We start from the raw sequence: 22145 nt of genomic DNA, 5'->3' as shown, positions 1-22145 counted from the left end.
GCCTTCGCTACCATCAACTGTTTCAACAGATATTTTAGCCTATAAACGATCTATTTATTGTTTAACGCAACAATTCCCGGTAATTCTTTACCCTCCATTAACTCTAATGAAGCACCGCCGCCTGTTGAAATGTGGTCCATTTTCGAAGCGACTTCGAATTTTTCTACCGCTGCAGCTGAGTCACCGCCGCCGATAATTGTGTAGCCGTCTGTTGTTGCCATTGCATCCGCAACTGTTTTCGTACCGTTTGCGAATTTTTCCATTTCGAATACACCCATTGGTCCGTTCCAAATGATTAATTTTGATTGTTTAATGACTTCTGCATAGTTTTCAGCAGTTTTCGGCCCGATATCCAGTCCCATCCAGTCAGATGGAATTGCATCGATTGCCACAACTTTTGTTTCCGCATCTTTCGAAAACTCGTTTGCTACGACAGCATCAACCGGCATATGCAGTTGTACACCTTTTGCTTTTGCTTGTTCGATAAAGCCTTTTGCCAGCTCGATTTTATCTTCCTCCAGCAATGACTTCCCAATATCGTGGCCCATCGCTTTGACGAATGTAAATACTAAACCGCCGCCGATAATCAGGTGATCCACTTTATCCAATAAGTTTTCAATAACACCGATTTTATCTTTAACTTTCGCTCCACCAATAATTGCTGTGAACGGACGCTCTGGATTGGATAAAGCTTTACCTAGTACGTCCAGCTCTTTCTCCATTAACAAGCCTGATACAGCCGGTACATGTTTTGCAATACCTTCTGTTGAAGCGTGTGCACGGTGAGCTGCGCCGAACGCATCATTTACATAAAGGTCCGCTAATTTTGCAAACTCTTTTGCCAATGCTTCGTCGTTTTTCTCTTCGCCTTTATGGAAACGAACATTTTCAAGCAGGATTATTTCGCCGTCTTGCATATTGTTAACCGCTGCTTCCACATCTGAACCAATTGATTCATCCAATTTTTTAACTGGCTTGTCCATTAATTCCGAAAGACGCTCGCCGACTGCTGTTAAGCGCATGTCCTCATTTACTTCGCCTTTTGGACGGCCAAGATGTGAAGCTAAAATTACTTTTGCTCCAGCGTTTACTAGTTGTTCAATTGTTGGAATAGCTGCACGAATACGCGTTTCGTCGGTAATGCGGCCCTCATCCATCGGCACATTAAAATCGACACGCACAAATACGCGTTTTCCTTTTACATCTACATCGTTCATTGATTTCTTTAAAAACATACTGAAAATCCTCCTTCATAGTCGTTCGTCAATTAGTGTGAATCGTATACTCGCTAGTTAAAATAGTAACAAAATTCGATCAGGCTGTCTTGATATCGCCTCTGTTTTGTATATTTTCCTTATATCCGAAAAAAGAGCGGTCCGGGTAAGTCCCTGCCGCTCTTTTACCCTTATTAATTATAAGGTTTACGTGTATTAAAGGCTATACTTTTTATGCCCGTTTCCTTTTAATATGTCACACTTTTTCTTCAATTTTTAAAAAGTATGTCACATTTCATCGGTTTATTACGCTTTTTCGATACCTTGTTCTGCGATATATAAAGCTAAATCCATTAAACGAGTAGAGTAGCCGATTTCGTTGTCATACCAAGAAACAACTTTCGCCATACGACCTTCCATTACCATTGTTGATAAACCGTCAATTGTAGATGAAGCCGGGTTACCATTGTAGTCGATTGATACTAATGGTAATTCGTTGTAAGCAAGAACACCTTTTAAGTCGCCTTCAGATGCTTCTTTTAATGCTGCGTTAATTGAATCTGTTGTTACGTCTTTTTCCAATTCAACAACTAAGTCAACACATGAAACGTTAGGTGTTGGAACACGCATTGAGAAACCGTCCAATTTGCCTTTTAATTGTGGCAATACTTTTGATACTGCGATTGCTGCACCAGTAGTTGTCGGAATCATTGATACCGCGCCTGCACGTGCACGACGTGGGTCAGAGTGCGGGAAGTCAAGGATACGTTGGTCATTTGTATATGAGTGAATTGTTGTCATCATACCGCGTTTGATGCCGAACTTTTCATCCAACACTTTTGCAAGTGGTGCTAGACAGTTTGTTGTACAAGAAGCGTTTGAAATAACATTTTGCGCTGGGTCATATTCCGTATGGTTAACACCCATTACATATGTTGGCATATCGCCTTGTGCTGGTGCAGAAAGGATTGCTTTTTTCGCGCCGGCTTCGATATGTTTTGATACTTCTTCCATTGAACGCCATCTACCTGTACATTCTAAAACAACATCTACACCAAGTTCACCCCATGGTAAATTTGCAGGATCTTTTTCAGAAAGCACTTGAATGCGTTTGCCGTTTACGATAAATGCATCATCTTCTGCTTGAACGTCTGCATCATACACTCCATGTACTGAGTCATATTTTAATAAATGTGCAAGCTGTTTCGCATCAGTTAAATCATTTACTGCAACTACTTCAAATTCCTCGTGCTTCATTGCTTCACGGAATACTAAACGTCCGATTCGTCCAAATCCATTGATTGCTAATTGTAATGCCATGTGTAATTCCTCCAATAACTTTATTATTAAAATAGTATGTGTAAAATCATACTTTTAAAAACATGTTTAATTTTCAAGAATTGTACTTGCGGTTTGCTCATCTGTAATCAAAATCGTTTGCGATGCGGCATTTTTAAAATACGCCTGAATCGCAGCTGCCTTATTTCTGCCTGCCGCAATGGCAAGAACATGCTTCGCTTTGTTTACCTGATCACGCTGAATACCAATTGTCCTCAGATGATGAACCGTGTCGCCATTTGCATTGAAATAATAGCCAAATGCTTCGGCAACCGCGCCTTTTTCTTCAAGTAATTGCTGCTCATGCTGTGAACTTTTACGTCGAAGCGCCATTTCCTGTGCTGCACCGATTCCGTGAATAACGATGTCCACCTGTTCATAAAGTGTAATCATCTCCCGAATAATCGGTTCATCCTTCATCGCTTCATACGCCTGCTCACTTAAATGCTCCGGCAAAAACAATGTGCGGTATGTTGCCCCGCATCTTTTTGAAAACTTCGAAACAATTGTATTCGCCTGGAATGTCATCTCATCACCCATACCACCGCGTGCCGCAATAAATTTCGCGTCGCTCAGCACCGGGCAGTCCGATAAATATTCCTTCATCGATGCAACACTGCTGCCGCCTGTAACCGCAATATTGGCTTTTGCAGGTGCGATTTGCTGTAATACTTGTGCCGCAACTTTTCCGAGCTGCTGCTTTACCGTTTCATCCTGTTCGGCATCACCTGGCACAATGATGACATTTGCGATGCCAAAGATGTTTGTAAGCTGCTGTTCCATCGCTACAATACCGGAAAGCTCACGATACAGTTCGTAAAGCTGTTCTATTACTTCATACCCTTTTGGCGTGCAAATCATGCCTTTTTTTTGAATCAAGATCAATTGCTGCTCGCTCAGGACCGTTGTTTCATTCCGGATATCACGCTCTGTCATCTGTAGCTGTTCTCCTAAAGCACGTCTGCCAATCGGGCTAAATGTCGCAATTGCTTGTAAAACTCGAAATCTCTTTTGAAAAAGAGCATCAATTTCAGGCATTAGTTTACGCTCAGCTGCAAAAAATGAAATATCCGTCAAAAAACCACCTACCCGATTTATCCTGTTGGACAATATATGTCCCACATGAATATTTTATGTCCCACATGGGGTAAAAAAAAGAATTTCTGTCTTCATTATAGATCGACTCGGAGTGATTTGCAACTTTTATGACGGAATTATTCGCAAAAAATAGCGAACCGGCACCGATGTCTAGTCCACCAGCGCCTCGTACAATGTCGCATAATCCAGCTGCCCGTATTGCACAACGTCGCCGTTATACTCAACAACCGGGATCATCAGCATATATTTTTCATGCGCTTCATCGTCTTCTTCTATATTATAATGCTCAATCGTAAAATCGATGTCTTCCTGCACAATTTTTAACGTATGGAGCCCTTCAACGCAAAGTCCGCAGTCCGGTTTTGAATAAAATTTGATAATCATTGGCAGTTCCTCCCTTTTTAATTATTATAAGCGAAGTTCGGGCGAGGGTGGGCGGTGATTTTATTAGAAGATTCATTCCACTTATTCGAACTTCAGCAACTTATATTAGAAGCTCCGCGTTTTATTAGATCTTTTCCGGGTTATGCCTCTCTCCCGTACTACCACGAAAAAAAGCACCCCACCCGCAAAAAGTGAGATGCCTTCCCCTCGACCTAGAACTTCCTGCCCGCGCCTCCGCCGAATGAGCCGCCGCCACCGAAACCGCCAAAGCCGCCCGATGAACCGCCACCACCTCCGAAGCCACCGCCTCCGAAGCCACCGCCTCCGAAGCCACCGAAACCGCCACTGCGATATACTCGGCGTGCTGTGCGTCGGCGTCCGCCTGGGCCACCGCCACCGCCGAACTTTGTAATGATAAAGTAAATAATAATGATCAATATGATGAAGCCGATTGAAATCCCATCATCATCATTTGACGCAACAGGCTGTACTAAATCCGCACCGCCTGCTTCACCACCCATTTCTTCATAAAAAACGGAGAAGATACTGGCGAACGCATTCGTATAATCACCATCAGCTAGATATGGCAGCATATACGTATCGATCATGCCGCCGAGCTTTCCGTCCGGATATTCTCCTTCCAGACCACCACCGACCGTAATCCACACATCATTTTGCCCCGGTCCTTGCTCAGTTGTTGCAAAAATAAGCATGCCGTTATCAAGCGCTTCATCACCGATTCCCCAACTGCGCATCGTCTCCGTACCAAACTCAAACGCATCCATTCCATCGATTGTATCAACAGTCATCATGACAATGACATTTCCCGTTGAACCTTCGAGCGCTTTTGCCGACTGAATCAGGTTCTGTTCTACGTCATCGGATAGAACATTCGCATAATCGTACACGTAAGAATTGTAGGCCGGTTTTTCCGGTATGGCTGCCATCGCTTGGAGTGGTATGAGCATTAACCATAAAAGAAGCGATACCATTAATCTCACATACAGTCCCCCCTTTCAGAAGCTTCGGTCATTGCCGACAGCTTCATTACTCCCATTATTAATCGCCAAAATCGACAGCCGGTGCTTCTTCAACACCTTCTTTAATTTCGAAGTAGTCTTTTTGATCAAAACTGAACATGCCCGCGATTAAGTTTCCTGGGAAGCGGCGAACGTCATTATTAAACTGCTGAACCGTGTCATTGTAATCTTTACGCGCTACCGTTAAGCGATTTTCCGTCCCTGCCAGTTCATCCATTAATCGTGTAAATTGTACATCCGCTTTTAAATTCGGATAGTTTTCAACTACAACAAGTAAACGGGCTAATGCAGAAGACAGCTCATTATTTGCGTCCGCCGTTTCTTCTACTGTATTGGCATTCCCGTATTGTGTTCGGGCATCTGCAATCTGAGTGAAAATTTCTTCCTCATGTTCGGCATAGCCTTTAACCGTATTTACTAAGTTCGGCACTAAATCAAATCGACGTTGCAGCTGGTTTTCGACTTGCGCCCATGCTGCGTCCACCGTTTCTTCACCTGTTACCAGTTTGTTGTATTTTGGCACGACAAGCATTGCCGCAATGACGATCAACGCAACAATTGCAATAAGGGCGACCAATACGGCACTGCCTCGTTCATTTTTTTTTAACATTTGCCCCATCCTCTCTTTTTTAAAATTAGCGTATAAAATTACGGTTCGTTTCCACAATAAGAGCGTACGAAATTTCTTACTATGGAGGTTTTTATTAATGTATACCCAATCATCTCAATCTCAAGACAATCAAATGCCCCTTTCAACAAATCATGGTGCCCATGAACTTCTGGATGTTCATGAAGTACTAAGCGCTATGATCGGCGGATTAAACCAATATGTTTTACTTCGCGACCAAGTTCAAGATAGCGAGCTTCTTTCTATTATGGATCGCCAGTATGCGTTTATGCTTGATGAGTATAATATTACTGTGGAGGCCTTTAAAACAGGTCATGATCCAAAACATCCTACACGCACCTACAATATGAATATGGGCAACGATACTATTTACGGCTTAAAACCAGGTGAGCCGAAAAAGCCAATCACTTCGGCAAGTGAAATTAATGATGGCATTATTTCAGGTTTCTTGCTCAGCTGCCATAAAGCTGGGGCTACAGGAAAAACAGGTGCTGCTTTAGAAAGCACAAACCCGGTAGTACGTCGCGTGCTACAAGATTCAGTACCAAACTGCATTGAAATGGCCTATGAAATTTCATTGTACCAAAACAAAAAAGGCTATTATCAAGTGCCACAACTTTCTCCACAGGACATGAGCGCAATGCTCAATATGTATGGCAAAGCAGATCAAGCGAAAAATATGCCTAACTAGTATGCCCAATAAACTATATGAACGAATCATCGTATAGTTTCAATTTTCAAATAATTTATCCAATATTTACAATAAATATTTCACGCAGAAATACAAACAATAAGAACGGTGCTCGTTTCACCTACTACGATGAAGGAGGGGCTTTTATGAAAAATATTCGTGAAGGTTTAATTCCGACTGTACTTGGATCAGCTGTCACTGCAACAGGGTATGCAATGAAACAAAAAATCGGTACGAACAAAATGCTTGCCAATACCATTTTCGGTTTCGGTCTTGCCCATATTGTATTAGGAGCAATTGACCTTGTAGAACATCGTAAGTAATGGCAGAATATCCTGCTTAGAAAAAGCTGGCTTAAAGAATCTTTACGGTTCTTTATGGCCGGCTTTTTTATCGCACTAATTAATTAAATAACAGTAAAACAATACCCACAAAAATTATCATATTTGCTGGAATCACATAAAAATACATTTTCCTGCCTTTATCTTGCCTTTCATTTCCGGCTTTGTTGAATAAGTATTCGAAGAAAAAGCTCGACCCACTTAATACAGTTGCTGCAAAAGCATATGGAATAACATTACTAGAAAAAAAGCCAGTAAATACTGGAGAAAGGACTAATAACAATACGAATAGACTTACCGAAATTGCGTAACGATCCAAGTATTTTATAATCATTTAGATCAACCTCCCATTCTTTCTAATAGCTACTATAAAGGATATACTGGACTATACGACATATTATTCCATATGGAATATTTCGTTGGAGGGATAGGTATGAATTTAGGTAATGATTTAAAAAGCATAAGAAAGAATAAAACATATAGCCAAGTGGAAGTGGCAAGCAATATAATTTCTCAAAGTACCTATTCTAAGTTTGAGGCTGGAATAAGGGATGTAGACGCGAGTATCTACCTTCAATTACTTCACCGCTTGAATATTTCAGCGGAAGAGTTTGATTATATTCGGAATGACTATAATTACGGACGGAAGCAAAAACTGATTCACAAGCTATTTTCTTTAGATTACAATCACATCGCGAGTTTACATAAATTAAAACAACAAACCGTCAACTTTTTACAAGAGCAGCGTGACGAGGATATAGAGGAAATCTACCTGATATGTGAGGCATTTATACAACTTCATGATACAAAAAGTATAGATGTAGCCCGAAATATAGTGAAGCCTATTTGGAAAGAGATGTCAAAATACGAACAGTGGTATTTAAATGATATCCGCATAATCAATACCATTTTATTTTTATTTCCTGCAGATATCGCGATTGAATTTACACAAACAGTATTAACTAGACTGAATATGTATAAAGATTTTCAGGATGCTGAAAGACTAAAGATCGCATTTAAAATTAACCTCTCCCTGATACTTATAAAAAATAAAGATTATGCAAAGGCACTTGCAATAATCGAAGAATCACTTCGAACTGATAAAAAGAACATGAGTTATACGATTTTGTCTCTTCATTATTCAAGAGAAGCCATTTGTAGAGTGAATTTACAGGAAAAAGCAGGCGCAAACCCCTTAGAAAAGGCTAATCAATTATTGATGCTTTATGACGCCCAATACTATTGGGAACTGATTCAGCAAGAGTTTAACCATTATACCCTTTCAAGGTCTAATGCGGATTAATGAACAATCAAAAAAAGCACAAACGCTATTAAATCAGTGTTTGTGCTAAATGTTATGGAATTTTATTAAAACATCTTTTTTTACAAGCTGTGCATTCCTCATAAGATGGTAATTTCACCGAAAGATCTAGTGGAACTCTTCATGTAAAACCCTGTATATTTTCTTATGATCGCTCCTTTAAGGTGACTTATAGTATCGCTTCTTGTTAGCCAGCTCACCCCCTGCACCTTGAGCTAAAGGCCAAATTCCTTCAGCCCACTTTAATCCATGCTGTAACCACACTCCTCGCAAAACTTTTTTGGTTCATCGTAGACTTCATTACAGTTGGCGCAATTATATATATAGGACGCTGTAATATCGTCAATCGTTTGCTTTGCTTTCAGATCGGGCAATATTTCCTCCTCTTCGACACCCGCTAATTTACTCAGTTCATTTAATTCTTCAATATCTCTTTCCAGCTGCGCAATCGTATTTTCTTTCGCCTCAATTTGCGCGAGCTGATAATTCACCATGCTGACTGAAAACAGGCTGTTGCGGTTCAAGTTGACGATTTCCCCGATTTGCTGTTTCAGCACTCTGATTTCTTCTTCAATTCCATTGATTTGTTTTCGCAGTTTGGACCGGTCGACCGCAAAAGACGTTTTACTGCTAAGCGTTGTCACCTTCTTGTTGACTTTCTTCCTCCATTTCTGAAATGTGCCTTTCCCATCACCCATAAAAACCCTCCACTTCGATCAGAAATTTTTCTGGATTCAACTGGTGCATCCACTTGTTCTTCTTCACAATATGTATTTCCATGTCGAAATATGCCTTTGTTATTAATTCTCCGGTTTAATTTTATGAAATAAAAAAAGCGCATCCCATAAGGAAATGCGCCTGCCGCTTTAAATTTTCAACTGCTTAATTGTTCCAATAATTTACTGGAGAAATATTTTCTTGTGTCTGCCATTTTAATATGCAGTAAACGCTCCTCATGAGTTGCTGGATTGATAAACGTAACGAAAGCTCCTTCCAGATTCTCATCGATCGTTTTAATAATATAGTCTTCAGCGAGCAGTTCATTAATTTGCTGAATTTCTTTTTCTACAAACTGAAATTCTGACATGATCGCACCTCATTTACATTTAATCTGTGGAAGCTGTTTGCTCTACACCAATCGGTTCTGGAACAGCGTCAATTTCCCAGCTGCGTCCTGCTGTAATACCTAAATATTCATCATCGCTCGGGTTTACGATTTCAGCTTGCGGATACTTCTTGAACCACCAATATTTCGCCAGCACATAATAGATTGCTGCCCCTACAAAGAAGCCGATAAGTGAAGAGAACGATGGCCAAATATTCGCGATCAGACCGCCAAGCACCCAAGCAATAATTCCCGCTACATTGACACCTTTTAAATAACGATATTGCCCTTCCGCCTCATAAAGGTCCTTTACATTTACTCGGCGCTTACGGAGCAAGTAATAGTCGGCGAATAAAATACCAACAATCGAAGAAAGGATACCGCCGACAACGAGCAGAACGCTATTTAAAATATCGAACAAACTCCAAGGCTGAACAAGTGTTCCGACAATACCGGCAATGACTACACCAACCCAGAACGGTACTTTCGGTCCGCCGATATTCGAGAAAATCGTCGCAGCCGGAATAACGTTCGCAGAAGTATTTGTCGACCATTGAGCCAATACGATCATCGATAACAGCATCACTAGGACAATACCGCCCGCCGCTTGCTGAAGTGCGTTGATCGGGTCACCAGAACCAGTCGACATATAACAAACCGCACCAATGACGATCATCAGTGTATTGAAAATCGGCTGAACTATTAGTGAACCTAGTAATTGTGTTTTATTTCGTTTGAACCAGTTACGCTCATTTTTAGGCGCTTTGAAGTGACGAGAAAGTGTCGGCATATCTGCAGCCAATGTAGCCCAGAAGCCCATGATTGCAGTAGCGACTACCATGAATGCCGTAAACTGTTCAAAACCTGTTTGCGGCGCTTCCACCCATGACCATACCGCTTTGCCTTGCTCTTTCGCTTCAGCAGATAATTGCAAATACATCCAAATTGAAATAAAGATAATGACAGGTGCAGCGAAATCCGCGAAACGTTCAATTGATTTAATCCCCAGTGATACGTTGAACAACTGCAACGTCGCAAATACTAGGAAGCAGATAAACCAGTTGTCAAAGCCGACCAGAATGTTCAGAATACCGTTGATCGCCAATGCCCCGAAATACGTGTTGATCCCGAACCAGCACGATGCTGTAAACGCACGGGCAAATGACGGGAAGTGCGTGCCGATTGTTCCGAATGGAGCACGCATATAAACAGGAAACGATAATCCGTGTTCAACACCGATATCCCCGATGACGACCATGAAAATCCCGATTAGAATCGAGCCGACCAATGTCGCCATGATGAGCATCGGCATACTTAGATTAACAATTCCTCCTGCACCGATCGCAAATGCCGCAAGTACGATGGCCATCCCAACCCAGATGACGCCAAAGCCCATCATACTAATACTGCGGTTTTCGTGTGTGACAGGAAGTAAATCTGGTGATTTTAAATAGTTACTATTTGTGTCTTTTCTGTCTGACATCGCTACACCTCTCTTTATTCAGTTTTTTGGTTTTACAGAGGAGTTGGGTCAGTCACCCGTTGTCATACAATGCGACGCTGTTAGACTGATATCCATTGCTTTAAAAGAATTTTGCCAACTACCTCGCAATACTTGAACTGCTTGGAGCAAATCCTGCAATTAGTTTCTGTCTTTCATTCCACGTCATCGGCGGTTGTGTCGGAACAAGTTCCTTCATCTTAATTGCACCTTCTGCCGGACAGACAATCGAACATAAATTACAGCCTACGCAGTCTTCCTCGCGCACTTTCAGCATTGGACGGCCATCTTCTGTATACAGATCGATACATTGGTGGGACGTATCTTCACAGGCAATATGGCATTTATTACAGTTAATGCAAACATCATTATTGATCTCTGCAACAACTTTATAATTTAAGTCTAAATCTCCCCAATCCGAATATTTCGGTACTGTTTTGCCGACTAAATCCATAACCGATGTTAAGCCTTTATCGTCTAAATAGTTGCTTAAACCATCGATCATATCTTCAACAATGCTGAAGCCATGGTGCATTGCCGCCGTACAAACTTGCACACTAGTAGAACCCATTAAGATGAACTCAGCAGCGTCCTGCCAGTTTGAAATACCGCCAATTCCGGAAATCGGTAAATTGATATACGGACTTCTTGCACACTCGCCCACCATGTTCAGTGCAATTGGTTTCACGGCCGGTCCGCAATAACCTCCGTGTGCCCCTTTATTGCCAACATGCGGAATTGTGTTCCAAGAGTTCAGATCAACGCCCGCCAGACTATTGATTGTGTTGATCATACTAATCGCATCAGCACCGCCGCGCACCGCTGCTTCCGCCGTTACAGTAATGTCCGTAATATTCGGTGTCAGTTTGACGATGACCGGTACTTCAGCATATTCTTTCGCCCAATATGTCTGCTTTTCCACCAGGTCAGGCACTTGACCCGAAGCGGCTCCCATGCCACGTTCCGCCATACCATGTGGGCAGCCGAAGTTTAATTCGAAGCCATCTACCCCAACATCCTGGACTCTTTTCACGATTTCATGCCATTTTTCAGCTTTTGGCTCCACCATTAACGAAGCGATAATCGTATGGTTTGGGAATCGCTTTTTCGTTTCATAAATTTCCTTTAAGTTCACTTCCAGCGGTCGGTCTGTGATGAGCTCAATATTATTGAAACCCGCTACTTTTTGACCGTTAAAACTAACAGCAGCAAAACGTGAGGAAACGTTTAAAATAGGGTCCCCCAACGTTTTCCATACAGCGCCGCCCCACCCCGCTTCAAATGCACGCTGCACTTGATAGCCGGAGTTTGTAGGTGGTGCCGATGCCAGCCAAAAAGGATTAGGTGACTTAATACCAGCAAAATCTATTCGTAAATCTGCCATTTCAATTCCCCCTATGCAATTTCTGAATTTGCGTTTAGTTCATAATGAATCGCGTAAGCCGAATCTTTGCCCTGCTGCGCCGCCGATACAACTGTCGCCTCACCGTACCCGTTACCGTAAATCACATCACCGCAAGCGTAAATTTTCGGATTTGATGTTTTCAGGCTGTTGTGATCCACATCAATCACACCGCGTGTATTAGCTAATCCTAAATGCTCAATCAGCTCATACTGCTTCGTTTGGCCGATCGCCCGAATCACCGCATCCGCCTCAATCACAAATTCAGAACCAGGAATCTCCATTAATGTCCCTTTTCCATTTTCGATATCCGTCAGTTTCATTTTGATGCATTCCATCCCGATTACTTTACCGTTATCATCGCCAATAATGCGTTTCGGTAATGTCAGCCATCTGAATTCAACACCATCCTGCTTCGCAAAATCAAATTCAAAATCATATGCCGTCATTTCGTTTGATGTACGACGGTAAACGATTTGCACCTGCTCAGCACCCAATCTTACAGAACATGTCGCTGCATCAATCGCTGTATTACCGGCACCGATAACTAGCACTTTTTTGCCCAGCACGCGATCAGTGAACGAAGATTTTGATTCCTTTACAAAATCAATCGCATCATACACACCGTCCAAATTTTCGCCCTCAACGCCAAGCATCGGTACTTTGCCCATACCAACCGCTACAATGATGCGGTCATAGTTTTCAAGCAGTTCATCAACTAATACATCTTCGCCGATCTTCGTGCTCGTTTTAATTTCAACACCAAGGTTTTGTACTTGCTGCACTTCCCACTCCACAACATCTTGCGGCAGACGGAATGAAACGATGCCGTAGTAATTCAGGCCACCCGCTTTTTCATCTGCTTCGAAAATCGTCACTCCGTACCCTAGCAATGCCAGTTCACGTGCAGCAGATAATCCCGCCGGCCCGCTTCCGATAATCGCGACTTTCTTTCCGTTAGCAGGTTGTGGCGTAAACAGATTGACATTCGACTCACGCAGCCAGTCCGTTGCATAGCGTTGAAGATGACCAATTTGAATCGGTTTTTCTTCACTGTTCAACACACAAGCCCCCTCACAAAGCTCGATCGTTGGACAAACACGCGCACAGCTTGCGCCAACCGGATTTGATTCCATAATGACACGAGCAGAACCTTTCATATTATTCGAAGCAATTTTCTTGATAAAGCTCGGAATATTAATGCTCGTTGGACATGCCTTTACACAAGGTGGATCATAGCAATACAAACAACGATTCGCTTCAACAGTTGCCGCGTATGTTGTTAAACCATCAAATATCTCTTCAAAGTTCTTCGCTAAACTATTGCTCATTTCATAACAACCCTCTCCAGTTTGATTTGTTATTACTTTTAGCTATTGATATCTTCATCCAGCCGATTTCCCAACCACCCACTGAATGAAGATAAGCCCCGGTGGATGTCACAGATTTTTTAATGGAATTGACGTCAGCCTAAATCGACGCGTCGTGCGACAAAGGCTGACTGACCCACGAATCCGGACGCAATTACGGAAAATCGTAATTGACCTTGTTATGAAGTTACTTTAGTGGAACCCTTTACTTCACGACGGATATACTTGCCACTTCCAAGCTGTCCGACGAATTTTTTATCTTGAATGACATATTCACCACGCACGAGCACACTTGTCGGCTCGCCCGTCACTTCCAGCCCTTCAAATGCGTTATAGTCCACATTCATATGATGTGTTTCCGCAGAGATTGTACGTTTTACTGTCGGATCGAATAATACGATATCCGCATCCGAACCAACCGCGATTGTTCCTTTTTGAGGGAATAGCCCAAAAATCTTCGCAGACTGCGTTGAAATCATATCAACAAACTCGTTTTCCGTAATGCGCCCTTTTGCAACACCTTCTGAATAAAGTACAGAGAAACGGTCTTCAATAAACGGCCCGCCATTCGGAATTTTCGAGAAGTCGTTCTTCCCTAATGTTTTCTTGCCGTTGAAGCTGAATGAACATTGGTCTGAACCAATCGTTTGCAGCTGCTTCGCCTTCAATGCATTCCACAATACTTCCTGATGCTCCACAGGACGTAACGGCGGAGACCATACATATTTCGCACCTTCAAAGTTCGGCTTTTCCAATGCTGTCTGGTCAAGCACTAAATACGGCGGACAAGTTTCACCTAACACGTTGTAGCCTTTATTACGTGCAGAAATGATTTCATCGACCGCTTCTTTACACGTAACATGCACGACATATAATTGCGCTCCAGCCAAGTTTGCCAGCTCAATCGCACGTTTCGTCGCTTCCCCTTCTACTTCAGGCGGACGAGTAAGCGCATGATAAATCGGCTCCGTCTGACCATTCGCTTTCGCTTCTTCTACTAATTCATCGATAACCGATCCGTTTTCGCAATGGACCATAACTGTTGCGCCAAGCTTCTTCCCGACTTTAAACGCCTGGAATAATGTTCGATCCGTCGCCTGGAATTCCTTCGCATAAGCAAGGAATACTTTAATCGAGCTGATCCCGCCTCGTTCCAATGCTTCCGGTAATTCCTGCAGGCGCTGTTCATTTAAATCACCGATCATTAAGTGGAAACCATAGTCGATTACGGCTTTATCTTTTGCTTTGCCGTGCCACGTATCGATCGCATCCATTAATGTCGGTGAGCCCGCACTAATACAGAAATCGATAATTGTCGTTGTTCCTCCGTATGCTGCAGCAATTGTTCCTGATTGCCAGTCATCATCTGTTACCGTGTTGTTGAAAGGCATATCGAGATGGGTATGAGGGTCAATACCACCCGGGAATAAAAGCTTTCCTGTTGCATCAATAATTTCCGCTTCCGCATCATCTATTTTTACTGCAATTTGAGTGATGATCCCATCCTCAATCAGCACATCCCCTTTAAACGTATCCGCAGCAGTAACAATTGTTCCCCCAGTAATAATCTTTTTCATATAAACCCTCCTAGTTTTCTAGTAATTTCTATTGAAAAAATGAAAAACCAAAGTGCGTCCTAGTACTACTAACTTTTGAGAATATTTACTAGTTTTTAAGCATATAATTTAATATATAGTATTATATGTAACAATTAGTAACATAATATCTAAATAACGGAAAAAAATTAAATAAATATTTTCCGTTGCTAAAATCCTTGCGATTGCTTCATATACATAACTTTACTGAATATTTCGACTAAATTTAATATACAAAAGGTAATTTTTTCCGTAAATATTTTAGACAAAAGGTTAAAAGTTGTAAGGAAATATACTATTTTTATGTAAGTTTTCCTAACATAATGTATTGTTTTTGTCGGGTATCTAATAAGCGTGAGGTTCTTTCATAAGTTTTCTAATATATTGTGAGCATGTTCTAATATATTTTTATTTATTCTAATAAGAGTTGGATTTTCTAATATATCGTTCTATTGTTTTACTATGTATATGCAATGTTCTAATATCCCCTTCCGATCTTCAAATATCCATCGCGTTTCTTCTAATATCCGTCGTCAATGTTCTAATAAAACTATAAATCTGCTTACTCACCGGTCTAAATCAGCATCCACCAACCCCCTTACCACCTTATCTTCTAATAAACACGCGAACTGTTCTAATAAGCGGATCACTTCTTCTGATATTCATAACAAATGTTCTAATAAAATATAGCCCTGCCTCTACCCGAGCATAAACCCGCTTCCGCGAACCGCCTTACCGACGAACTTCTTCTAATATCCGCCATCACTATTCCAATAAAAAAACAGCCTTACCCCATATCTGGAATCAGGCTGTTTCTGCATAGATTTTAGTTGTTGCTAGGGAAAGCGAATGTCGATGCTGTCGTTTCTGTTGTATCTGGCCAGCGTTCCGATACTGTTTTCGTTTTCGTAAAGAATCGGGCCTGATCCGGACCAAACATATGCCCTTCACCAAAGCGCGAACCTTTAAAGCCGGCAAAGTTATGATAGCCGACAGGGATTGGAATCGGCACATTGACGCCGACCATACCTACATCAATCTCCGTTGTAAACTTGCGCGCTGCCGCACCGTCGTTCGTGAAGATCGTGACCCCATTTGCCAGATCCTGACCGTTAATGAAATCAATCGCTTCCGCAAGCGAGTTTACACGCACAACATTACGAGCCGGACCGAAAACTTCCTCATCGAAAATTTCCATCTCCTTCGTAATATTGTCCAGTAACGTCGGACCGACGAAGAAGCCTTCCGAGTTTTTCACAATATCCAGTTCGCGGCCGTCCACTACAACTGTCGCACCTTGACGTTCAGCTAAATCAATTGCTTTCAAAATATTCTCTTTCGACTCTTTTGAAATGACAGGACCAAAATCCGTCCCCTCTTCTTTATAGCTGCCCACTTTTAAGTTGCTGATCTTCTCTTTCAAAATCGCCACTAGTCGGTCAGCCGTCTCTTCACCAACCGGCATAATTGTAGAAATCGCCATACAACGTTGGGAAGCCGCACCATATGCTGCACCGATAAACGCGTTCGCCACTTGCTCTAAATCAGCGTCCGGCATAACAACCATATTATTTTTCCCGCCGCCTAAAGCCGTAACGCGCTTACCGTATTTCGAACCCGTTTCGTAAATATATTTCGCAACAGGTGTCGAACCGACAAATGAAATCGCTTGAACAGTCGGATTTTCCAGCAGCTCATTTACTGCATCTTTACTGCCGTTTACTACTGTCCAGATCCCGTCCGGCAATCCTGCTTTTTTCCATAATTCACTGACAAACAGCGAAGTCATCGGCACCTTTTCTGATGCTTTTAAAATAACAGCATTCCCAACAGCGACTGCCATCGACGTTTGCGCTAACGGCACCATGATCGGGAAGTTAAATGGCGAAATTGCTGCAACAACACCTAAAGGGTACTTCGCAGAATAGGCATTAATTTGACCACCTACATTTACCGAATATTCCCCTTTCACTAAATGAGGTGCACCGATTGCCAAGTCAACCGATTCCAAGGCACGTGTCACTTCACCGCGCGCATCCTCCAACGTTTTCCCGCTCTCCGTACAAATAATATCCAATAGCTGATCCATATTTTCTGTCAGTAAAAATCGGAAACGCATCAATACTTCCGCACGCTTCGCAACAGACAGATCGCGCCATGCCGGGAAAGCCGCTTTTGCTGCTGCAATGGCTTCACGTGTTTCTTCAGCTGTCGCAATCGGAACTTCGGCAATTACTTCGCCTGTCGTCGGGTTATAAACTTTCGAATAGTTGTTGCTCTTCCCTTCGACCAATTCACCATTGATAAAATGTGTTAATTTTTTTACCGAAACTGCTTCTGTCATTATGAAGATCCCCCTTTATTTAATACTGTTTACTGCTTCAATCACTGTATTGGCAATCAGGTCCTTTTCCTCCAATGAAATTGAAAGCGGTGGTGACAGCGTTAATATATTGTTGAAGTTCGCTACCGTTACACCATTTTTGCCGATAATGACGCCCTTCTTTTTACAGTAGGCAATCACTGCATTTACGCGCTCAACATCAAGCGGTGTTTTCGTTTCCTTATTTTCAACAAGCTCAATACCGATTAATAATCCTTTGCCGCGAATATCGCCCACGAAAGGATGATCCTCTAAATTTTCTTTTAATGTGCGCTTAAGCGATTCTCCGAGTACAACGGATTGCTCGAATAAATTTTCGCGCTCCATAATTTCAATGTTTTTCAATGCAACTGCACATGCGACCGGTGACCCGCCAAATGTATTAATATGACGGAAAAATTCATAGTCCCCATTCGCGACAAACTGCTCGTAAATTTCGCGGCGTATTGCAGTTGCTGATAATGGCATGTAAGCACTTGTTAAACCTTTAGCCATCGTCACAATATCCGGCTTAATGCCATAGTTTTGGAAACCGAACGCTGTACCTGTACGTCCGAAACCACAGATTACCTCGTCAACGATTAAGAGCGCACCGTGTTTCTCGCACACTTCCTTTACGCCTTTCAAGTAATCTTCATTCGGTACAATGACACCGCCACCTGTAATAATCGGCTCCATAATAACCGCGGCGATCGTTTCTGACATTTCCCAAGTCATCACCTGGTCGATGTTTTTCACACTAGGCAATGTTTTAGCATCGCCGTTTACCGCCTCTTCCGGATTCCGGTACTGATCAGGTGGTGCCACATGTAAAAAGCCCGGTGCAAGCGGCTCGTATTTATATTTGCGCTGCGCTTGGCCTGTTGCTGCCAACGCGCCCATTGAACTTCCATGATAAGCACGGTAGCGGGAAATGATTTTATAGCGGTTCGTATCACCTTTTTGCTGATGATATTGTCTTGCCACTTTAAACGCCACTTCATTTGCTTCCGATCCGCTGTTCGAATAGAAGACGACATATTCGTCACCAAGCAGCTCACTGATTTTCTGGCTCAGTAAAATTGCTGGTGTGTGCCCATTCGTCAGCGGTGTATATGAATTCTTAAGCATTTGCTCGTAAGCTGTGTCAGCAATTTCCTTACGACCATAACCAATATTCGTACACCAAAGCCCTGCCATTGCATCCAAATATTTATTGCCATCGATGTCTGTCAGCCAAGCACCTTCCGCTCGTTCAACGATAAATGTTGCTTCCGGGTTATAAGGCTTCATCGAGTGCCATACATGTTTTTCGTCATTTGCTTTCCAGTTATACTCTACATATTGGCTCATGCATTTCCCTCCTACATTCCTAAACTCTATTTCTATTTTCGCTTATTGGAAGATTAAGGGCATTATACATAGTGTAAAATGGATGTTCGCCTCAATTTCACATTTAGGTCAAAGAGCTTTCTAAATCATGGCACCTAAACCTTCACACCTTCATAATAATTATGCTTCGTCATGAGTAGCATGATTTCCAGGCAGAGACGGTTTTCGTATTTCATAAAATCATTGCCGATGATCTGCTCCACCTTTTCCAGGCGGTGATAAAGGGTTTGGCGGACGATGAACAGTTTTTCGGCTGTTTCCTTTTTTAGTCCGTTACACTGAAAATACACATCAAGCGTTTGGATCAGATTCGCATTGTGCTTGCTGTCATACTGGCTAAGCTTTTCGATTTTTTCCTTCGCCGCCTGCATAAGACTGCTGTTGTTTTGCAGAACTTTCACCATATGGTACAGCACCAGTTCATCGTAGAAATATGAATGCTCCATATGTTTCATCCTGATCTGAAGGGTTTCCTGCGCTGTTTGATAGCTTTCTTTCAATTCATTGTAATGCGAAACATATTTTCCAACAGCAATAAGCATGTCCTGTTTATTTTGCTGGATCATCTCATTCATCACGCGGTTCATCCGTTCTTTATACGTAGCCCCCTGCGCCAGATCGTTTACAATGAAAATCAAATATTGGGACTGCTCGACAATAAATGTGTAAAACCCTTCCTTCTGCAATGCCTGACGAAGATTGATTTTGTAATTCGTTAAATCTTTTTTCGCATTTTTCCTTCTGAGCTGATGAATCATAACCATCCAGCCGTTATGCTTCAACTTCTGATCAATCTCCTCGATAAAATAAAGCAGCTCATCATCGCTGTTTTCACCTTCAAGCCACTTTTCAAAGAACTTTCGGTTTTCGCTTTCGAGTTTTTCTTCAATATATAAATCTCTTAAAATAAACTGTGACAGCGTGACAACAGTGCGGTCCAAAATAAGCAAATCCAACTCCGTCATTTCTCTTTTTTCGGAGTATATATAGACAGTACCGTACAACTGGTCAAATAAATTCACTTCAATCTTCGCTTTATGTTTACTACCTAAACGGTCAATATACTTTTTGCAATTTTCAATCTTTTTATCCGGGATTGCGAGACTTGTTCCTTTTTTCACATCAAAATAAATATCCACATTCAAATACTTTTGCATATACTGCAAAATCTTTACTTTGTCATTCACCTTCAGAACATAGTTGTTAATCTTCTGGGAGTAATCTTCGAGCTGCCTTAAAATATCGTATTGCTGATGAATGATTGCTGTATGCAAATCTTGCGTAATGCCCACAAACGGGACAATTTCCTGAAAAACGATGAGCGGAAAATCCAATTGATCCGCCAGTTTAATGACACTTTCCGGAATCGTTTGAATGTACATACCTAACTCAATACACAGCCCGGCTACATTTAATTCATTAAGCTGCCTTACAAAATTCAGAAAGCCTTGTTCATTATCTTTTAAAATGACTCCCGTTGTCAGAATGAGCTCATTTCCTTTTATCAGCTGCTTCACATCGGTAACTTCCAATATATGAATCCATTTGATCGCATGGCTTAAGCCAGTTTGACCTGCGACGACCTTCGCTGATTCAAAGTATTTTCGATTTAGAACTTCTTTTACGGTTAACATAAGCAGCCCCCTATCATTAACAATTCGTCCATACAATTATTGTATCATTTTACATTAAGTATATATTAATTTGTTATATGCTAGTGCTAATGTTTATATATTATTGAATTTAAGGGGGAATTTTATGTTAAAAACAAACCGCGAACGACTTCAAAATACTATTGATTTATTTAGCCAATTTGGGGCAACAGAAAATAATGGTGTCACACGTTTAAGCCTATCTCCCGAAGATATTCTCGCCCGCAACAAGTTTAAGGAAATTTGCGAACAGCTAGGTATGATCGTAACGGTTGATGATATGGGCACAATGTATGCAACACTTCCTTCCAACTCCGATAATTTACCGATTGTCATCGGCTCACACTTGGATTCAGTCATTAAAGGCGGACGCTTCGATGGAGTGCTAGGTGTTTTAACTGCACTGGAAGCTGTCCAAACGATTATTGATGAAAAACTCGAACTGAATCACCCTATCACGATCGTAAACTTCACAAATGAAGAAGGTGCACGTTTTGAACCGTCATTAATGGCTTCAGGTGTACTTTCAGGAAAATTCGAAAAGGAAAAGATGCTCGCTTCGACGGATCGTAAAGGGGTAACATTTGAACAAGCCTTGAAAGAAAGTGGCTATGAAGGCGATGTCGCAAACCGTCTGACAGAGGCTCATGCCTATTTGGAGCTTCATATTGAACAAGGTCCCGTGCTGGAACATTATAAAAAAGAGATCGGTGTCGTGGAAGGCGTTCTTGGCATGGTATGCTATGACATTACATTAACCGGCGAATCGAACCATGCGGGCACTACCCCTATTTCCATGCGTAAAGACAGTATGTTTGCCGCAATGCAAATCATTTCCATCCTACAAAATAAATTAAAACAGCTTCCTGAAGATCTTGTTTATACAATCGGACGCATCAATGCCTACCCGAATATTCATACGGTCATCCCGAGCAGCGTAACTTTCTCGTTGGAATCCCGACACCAAGACCCGGCAGTCATTCAGCAAGTGGAGCAAATTATTTTTGACCTTCCGAAAGAAATCGAAAATTGCGAGCTGAGCTACAAAAAGCTATGGAGCCGGGATACGGTGTATTTCGCACCGGAAGTTGTTCATGCTGTAGCAGCAAGTACAGATGAACTCGGGCTTTCACGCCATCATATGTTCAGCGGTGCCGGCCACGATGCTCAATTTATCGCCGGTTACATTCCTTCTACGATGATTTTCGTCTCAAGTGCAAAAGGCTACAGTCACCGTGAAGATGAATATACTTCCTACGAGGAATGTTCAAAAGGTGCGGATGTCCTTGTTAATGCAGTATTGAAAGTAGCCGAATCTTCGGTTTCACCCGTAAAGTCTGCTAGTGTAAAGTAAAGGTTTTTATGATGAAATCAATAGAATTGCCCTCCTCTTCTTATTAGGTGAACATACTATATGGTACCCCTACTAAAAGGAGGTGGGATGATGAGACGTCCTGCAACGGGGTTCTGCTTCCCTGGTTATCGTTACTGTGGACCGGGATGTACTGGACCTGGTGCACCAACGAATGCAGTAGATAATTGCTGTCTGAACCATGATGCTTGTTATGCATACGGATACGATAAAAGATATTGTGACGCAATTTTCCAGCAATGTTTAAATCAATACAAAAACCCCTCTACAAAAATGGGGAGGGACGCAAATTTATTTTCCCGAGCGATTCGGTTAAAGAACTTTCTAATATAAACCTAA

General features: G+C 42.0%; 21 protein-coding genes. 5 read left to right on the top strand and 16 right to left on the bottom strand.

The annotated features are described in order from the left end of the window. Window positions 1-50 precede the first annotated feature (50 nt). The 6 genes from AC6CH1_RS12955 to AC6CH1_RS12930 all read right to left on the bottom strand — a co-directional run bounded on the left by AC6CH1_RS12955 (window position 51) and on the right by AC6CH1_RS12930 (window position 5684). Complete coding sequence (locus AC6CH1_RS12955) at window positions 51-1235, bottom strand: phosphoglycerate kinase (protein ID WP_498317871.1); 1185 nt, start codon at window positions 1233-1235, stop codon at window positions 51-53. A gap of 285 nt (window positions 1236-1520) precedes the next feature. Continuing rightward, window positions 1521-2534 carry a type I glyceraldehyde-3-phosphate dehydrogenase gene (gap, locus tag AC6CH1_RS12950; protein ID WP_251690299.1) on the bottom strand — a complete coding sequence of 338 codons (1014 nt, stop codon included), beginning with the start codon at window positions 2532-2534 and terminating at the stop codon, window positions 1521-1523. Window positions 2535-2600: 66 nt separating this feature from the next. Continuing rightward, window positions 2601-3629 carry a sugar-binding transcriptional regulator gene (locus AC6CH1_RS12945; RefSeq protein ID WP_498317870.1) on the bottom strand — a complete coding sequence of 343 codons (1029 nt, stop codon included), beginning with the start codon at window positions 3627-3629 and terminating at the stop codon, window positions 2601-2603. A 171-nt stretch (window positions 3630-3800) separates the two neighbouring features. Beyond that, entirely contained in the window at window positions 3801-4034 is a 234-nt protein-coding gene (locus AC6CH1_RS12940) for a glutaredoxin family protein (RefSeq protein ID WP_251690301.1), read from the bottom strand. A 212-nt stretch (window positions 4035-4246) separates the two neighbouring features. Further along, window positions 4247-5026: a TPM domain-containing protein gene (locus tag AC6CH1_RS12935; RefSeq protein WP_498318112.1), complete on the bottom strand. Its 780-nt coding sequence runs from the start codon at window positions 5024-5026 to the stop codon at window positions 4247-4249. A 67-nt stretch (window positions 5027-5093) separates the two neighbouring features. Next, window positions 5094-5684 (bottom strand): LemA family protein, encoded by a 591-nt coding sequence (locus tag AC6CH1_RS12930; RefSeq protein ID WP_251690302.1) that lies wholly within the window; start codon window positions 5682-5684, stop codon window positions 5094-5096. Window positions 5685-5781: 97 nt separating this feature from the next. Here AC6CH1_RS12930 and AC6CH1_RS12925 point away from each other — a divergent pair, with 97 nt between their 5' ends. Then, a complete protein-coding gene (locus tag AC6CH1_RS12925; RefSeq protein WP_008406368.1) occupies window positions 5782-6393 on the top strand; it encodes a spore coat protein in 612 nt (203 codons plus the stop codon). A gap of 146 nt (window positions 6394-6539) precedes the next feature. Continuing rightward, window positions 6540-6716 carry a hypothetical protein gene (locus AC6CH1_RS12920; RefSeq protein ID WP_008406370.1) on the top strand — a complete coding sequence of 59 codons (177 nt, stop codon included), beginning with the start codon at window positions 6540-6542 and terminating at the stop codon, window positions 6714-6716. A gap of 79 nt (window positions 6717-6795) precedes the next feature. On the opposite strand, the gene AC6CH1_RS12915 is transcribed toward AC6CH1_RS12920, so the two are convergent. Next, window positions 6796-7068 carry a hypothetical protein gene (locus tag AC6CH1_RS12915; protein WP_498317867.1) on the bottom strand — a complete coding sequence of 91 codons (273 nt, stop codon included), beginning with the start codon at window positions 7066-7068 and terminating at the stop codon, window positions 6796-6798. Between the two features lie 99 nt (window positions 7069-7167). Here AC6CH1_RS12915 and AC6CH1_RS12910 point away from each other — a divergent pair, with 99 nt between their 5' ends. Beyond that, window positions 7168-8037, top strand: a complete 870-nt coding sequence (locus AC6CH1_RS12910; protein ID WP_498317865.1) for a helix-turn-helix domain-containing protein — start codon at window positions 7168-7170, stop codon at window positions 8035-8037. Window positions 8038-8297: 260 nt separating this feature from the next. On the opposite strand, the gene AC6CH1_RS12905 is transcribed toward AC6CH1_RS12910, so the two are convergent. The 9 genes from AC6CH1_RS12905 to AC6CH1_RS12865 form a co-directional block, all read right to left on the bottom strand. Next, a complete protein-coding gene (locus AC6CH1_RS12905) occupies window positions 8298-8753 on the bottom strand; it encodes a PilN family protein (protein WP_251690305.1) in 456 nt (151 codons plus the stop codon). Between the two features lie 176 nt (window positions 8754-8929). After that, window positions 8930-9142: a hypothetical protein gene (locus tag AC6CH1_RS12900; RefSeq protein ID WP_251690306.1), complete on the bottom strand. Its 213-nt coding sequence runs from the start codon at window positions 9140-9142 to the stop codon at window positions 8930-8932. A gap of 19 nt (window positions 9143-9161) precedes the next feature. After that, on the bottom strand, window positions 9162-10643 hold the full coding sequence (locus AC6CH1_RS12895) for an NCS1 family transporter (RefSeq protein WP_498317863.1): 1482 nt from the start codon (window positions 10641-10643) through the stop codon (window positions 9162-9164). Window positions 10644-10761: 118 nt separating this feature from the next. After that, window positions 10762-12045 carry an NAD-dependent dihydropyrimidine dehydrogenase subunit PreA gene (gene preA, locus AC6CH1_RS12890; protein ID WP_498317862.1) on the bottom strand — a complete coding sequence of 428 codons (1284 nt, stop codon included), beginning with the start codon at window positions 12043-12045 and terminating at the stop codon, window positions 10762-10764. 11 nt (window positions 12046-12056) lie between these two features. Continuing rightward, window positions 12057-13394: an NAD(P)-dependent oxidoreductase gene (locus AC6CH1_RS12885; protein WP_498317860.1), complete on the bottom strand. Its 1338-nt coding sequence runs from the start codon at window positions 13392-13394 to the stop codon at window positions 12057-12059. A 218-nt stretch (window positions 13395-13612) separates the two neighbouring features. Further along, window positions 13613-15010, bottom strand: coding sequence for a dihydropyrimidinase (hydA, locus tag AC6CH1_RS12880; protein ID WP_251690312.1), 1398 nt, complete (start codon window positions 15008-15010; stop codon window positions 13613-13615). A gap of 844 nt (window positions 15011-15854) precedes the next feature. Then, a complete protein-coding gene (locus AC6CH1_RS12875) occupies window positions 15855-17372 on the bottom strand; it encodes a CoA-acylating methylmalonate-semialdehyde dehydrogenase (protein ID WP_251690313.1) in 1518 nt (505 codons plus the stop codon). A gap of 15 nt (window positions 17373-17387) precedes the next feature. Then, on the bottom strand, window positions 17388-18743 hold the full coding sequence (locus tag AC6CH1_RS12870; protein WP_251690314.1) for an aspartate aminotransferase family protein: 1356 nt from the start codon (window positions 18741-18743) through the stop codon (window positions 17388-17390). Window positions 18744-18877: 134 nt separating this feature from the next. Further along, window positions 18878-20416, bottom strand: a complete 1539-nt coding sequence (locus tag AC6CH1_RS12865) for a PucR family transcriptional regulator (protein ID WP_251690316.1) — start codon at window positions 20414-20416, stop codon at window positions 18878-18880. A gap of 124 nt (window positions 20417-20540) precedes the next feature. Here AC6CH1_RS12865 and AC6CH1_RS12860 point away from each other — a divergent pair, with 124 nt between their 5' ends. Then, window positions 20541-21788 carry a Zn-dependent hydrolase gene (locus AC6CH1_RS12860; RefSeq protein WP_498317858.1) on the top strand — a complete coding sequence of 416 codons (1248 nt, stop codon included), beginning with the start codon at window positions 20541-20543 and terminating at the stop codon, window positions 21786-21788. A 90-nt stretch (window positions 21789-21878) separates the two neighbouring features. Continuing rightward, entirely contained in the window at window positions 21879-22139 is a 261-nt protein-coding gene (locus AC6CH1_RS12855; protein WP_353056579.1) for a Parvovirus coat protein VP1-like protein, read from the top strand. The last annotated feature ends 6 nt before the right edge of the window (window positions 22140-22145 follow it).

The organism is Solibacillus sp. GQ1 (assembly GCF_059758555.1).
This window is presented reverse-complemented; position numbering and strand designations above follow the sequence as displayed.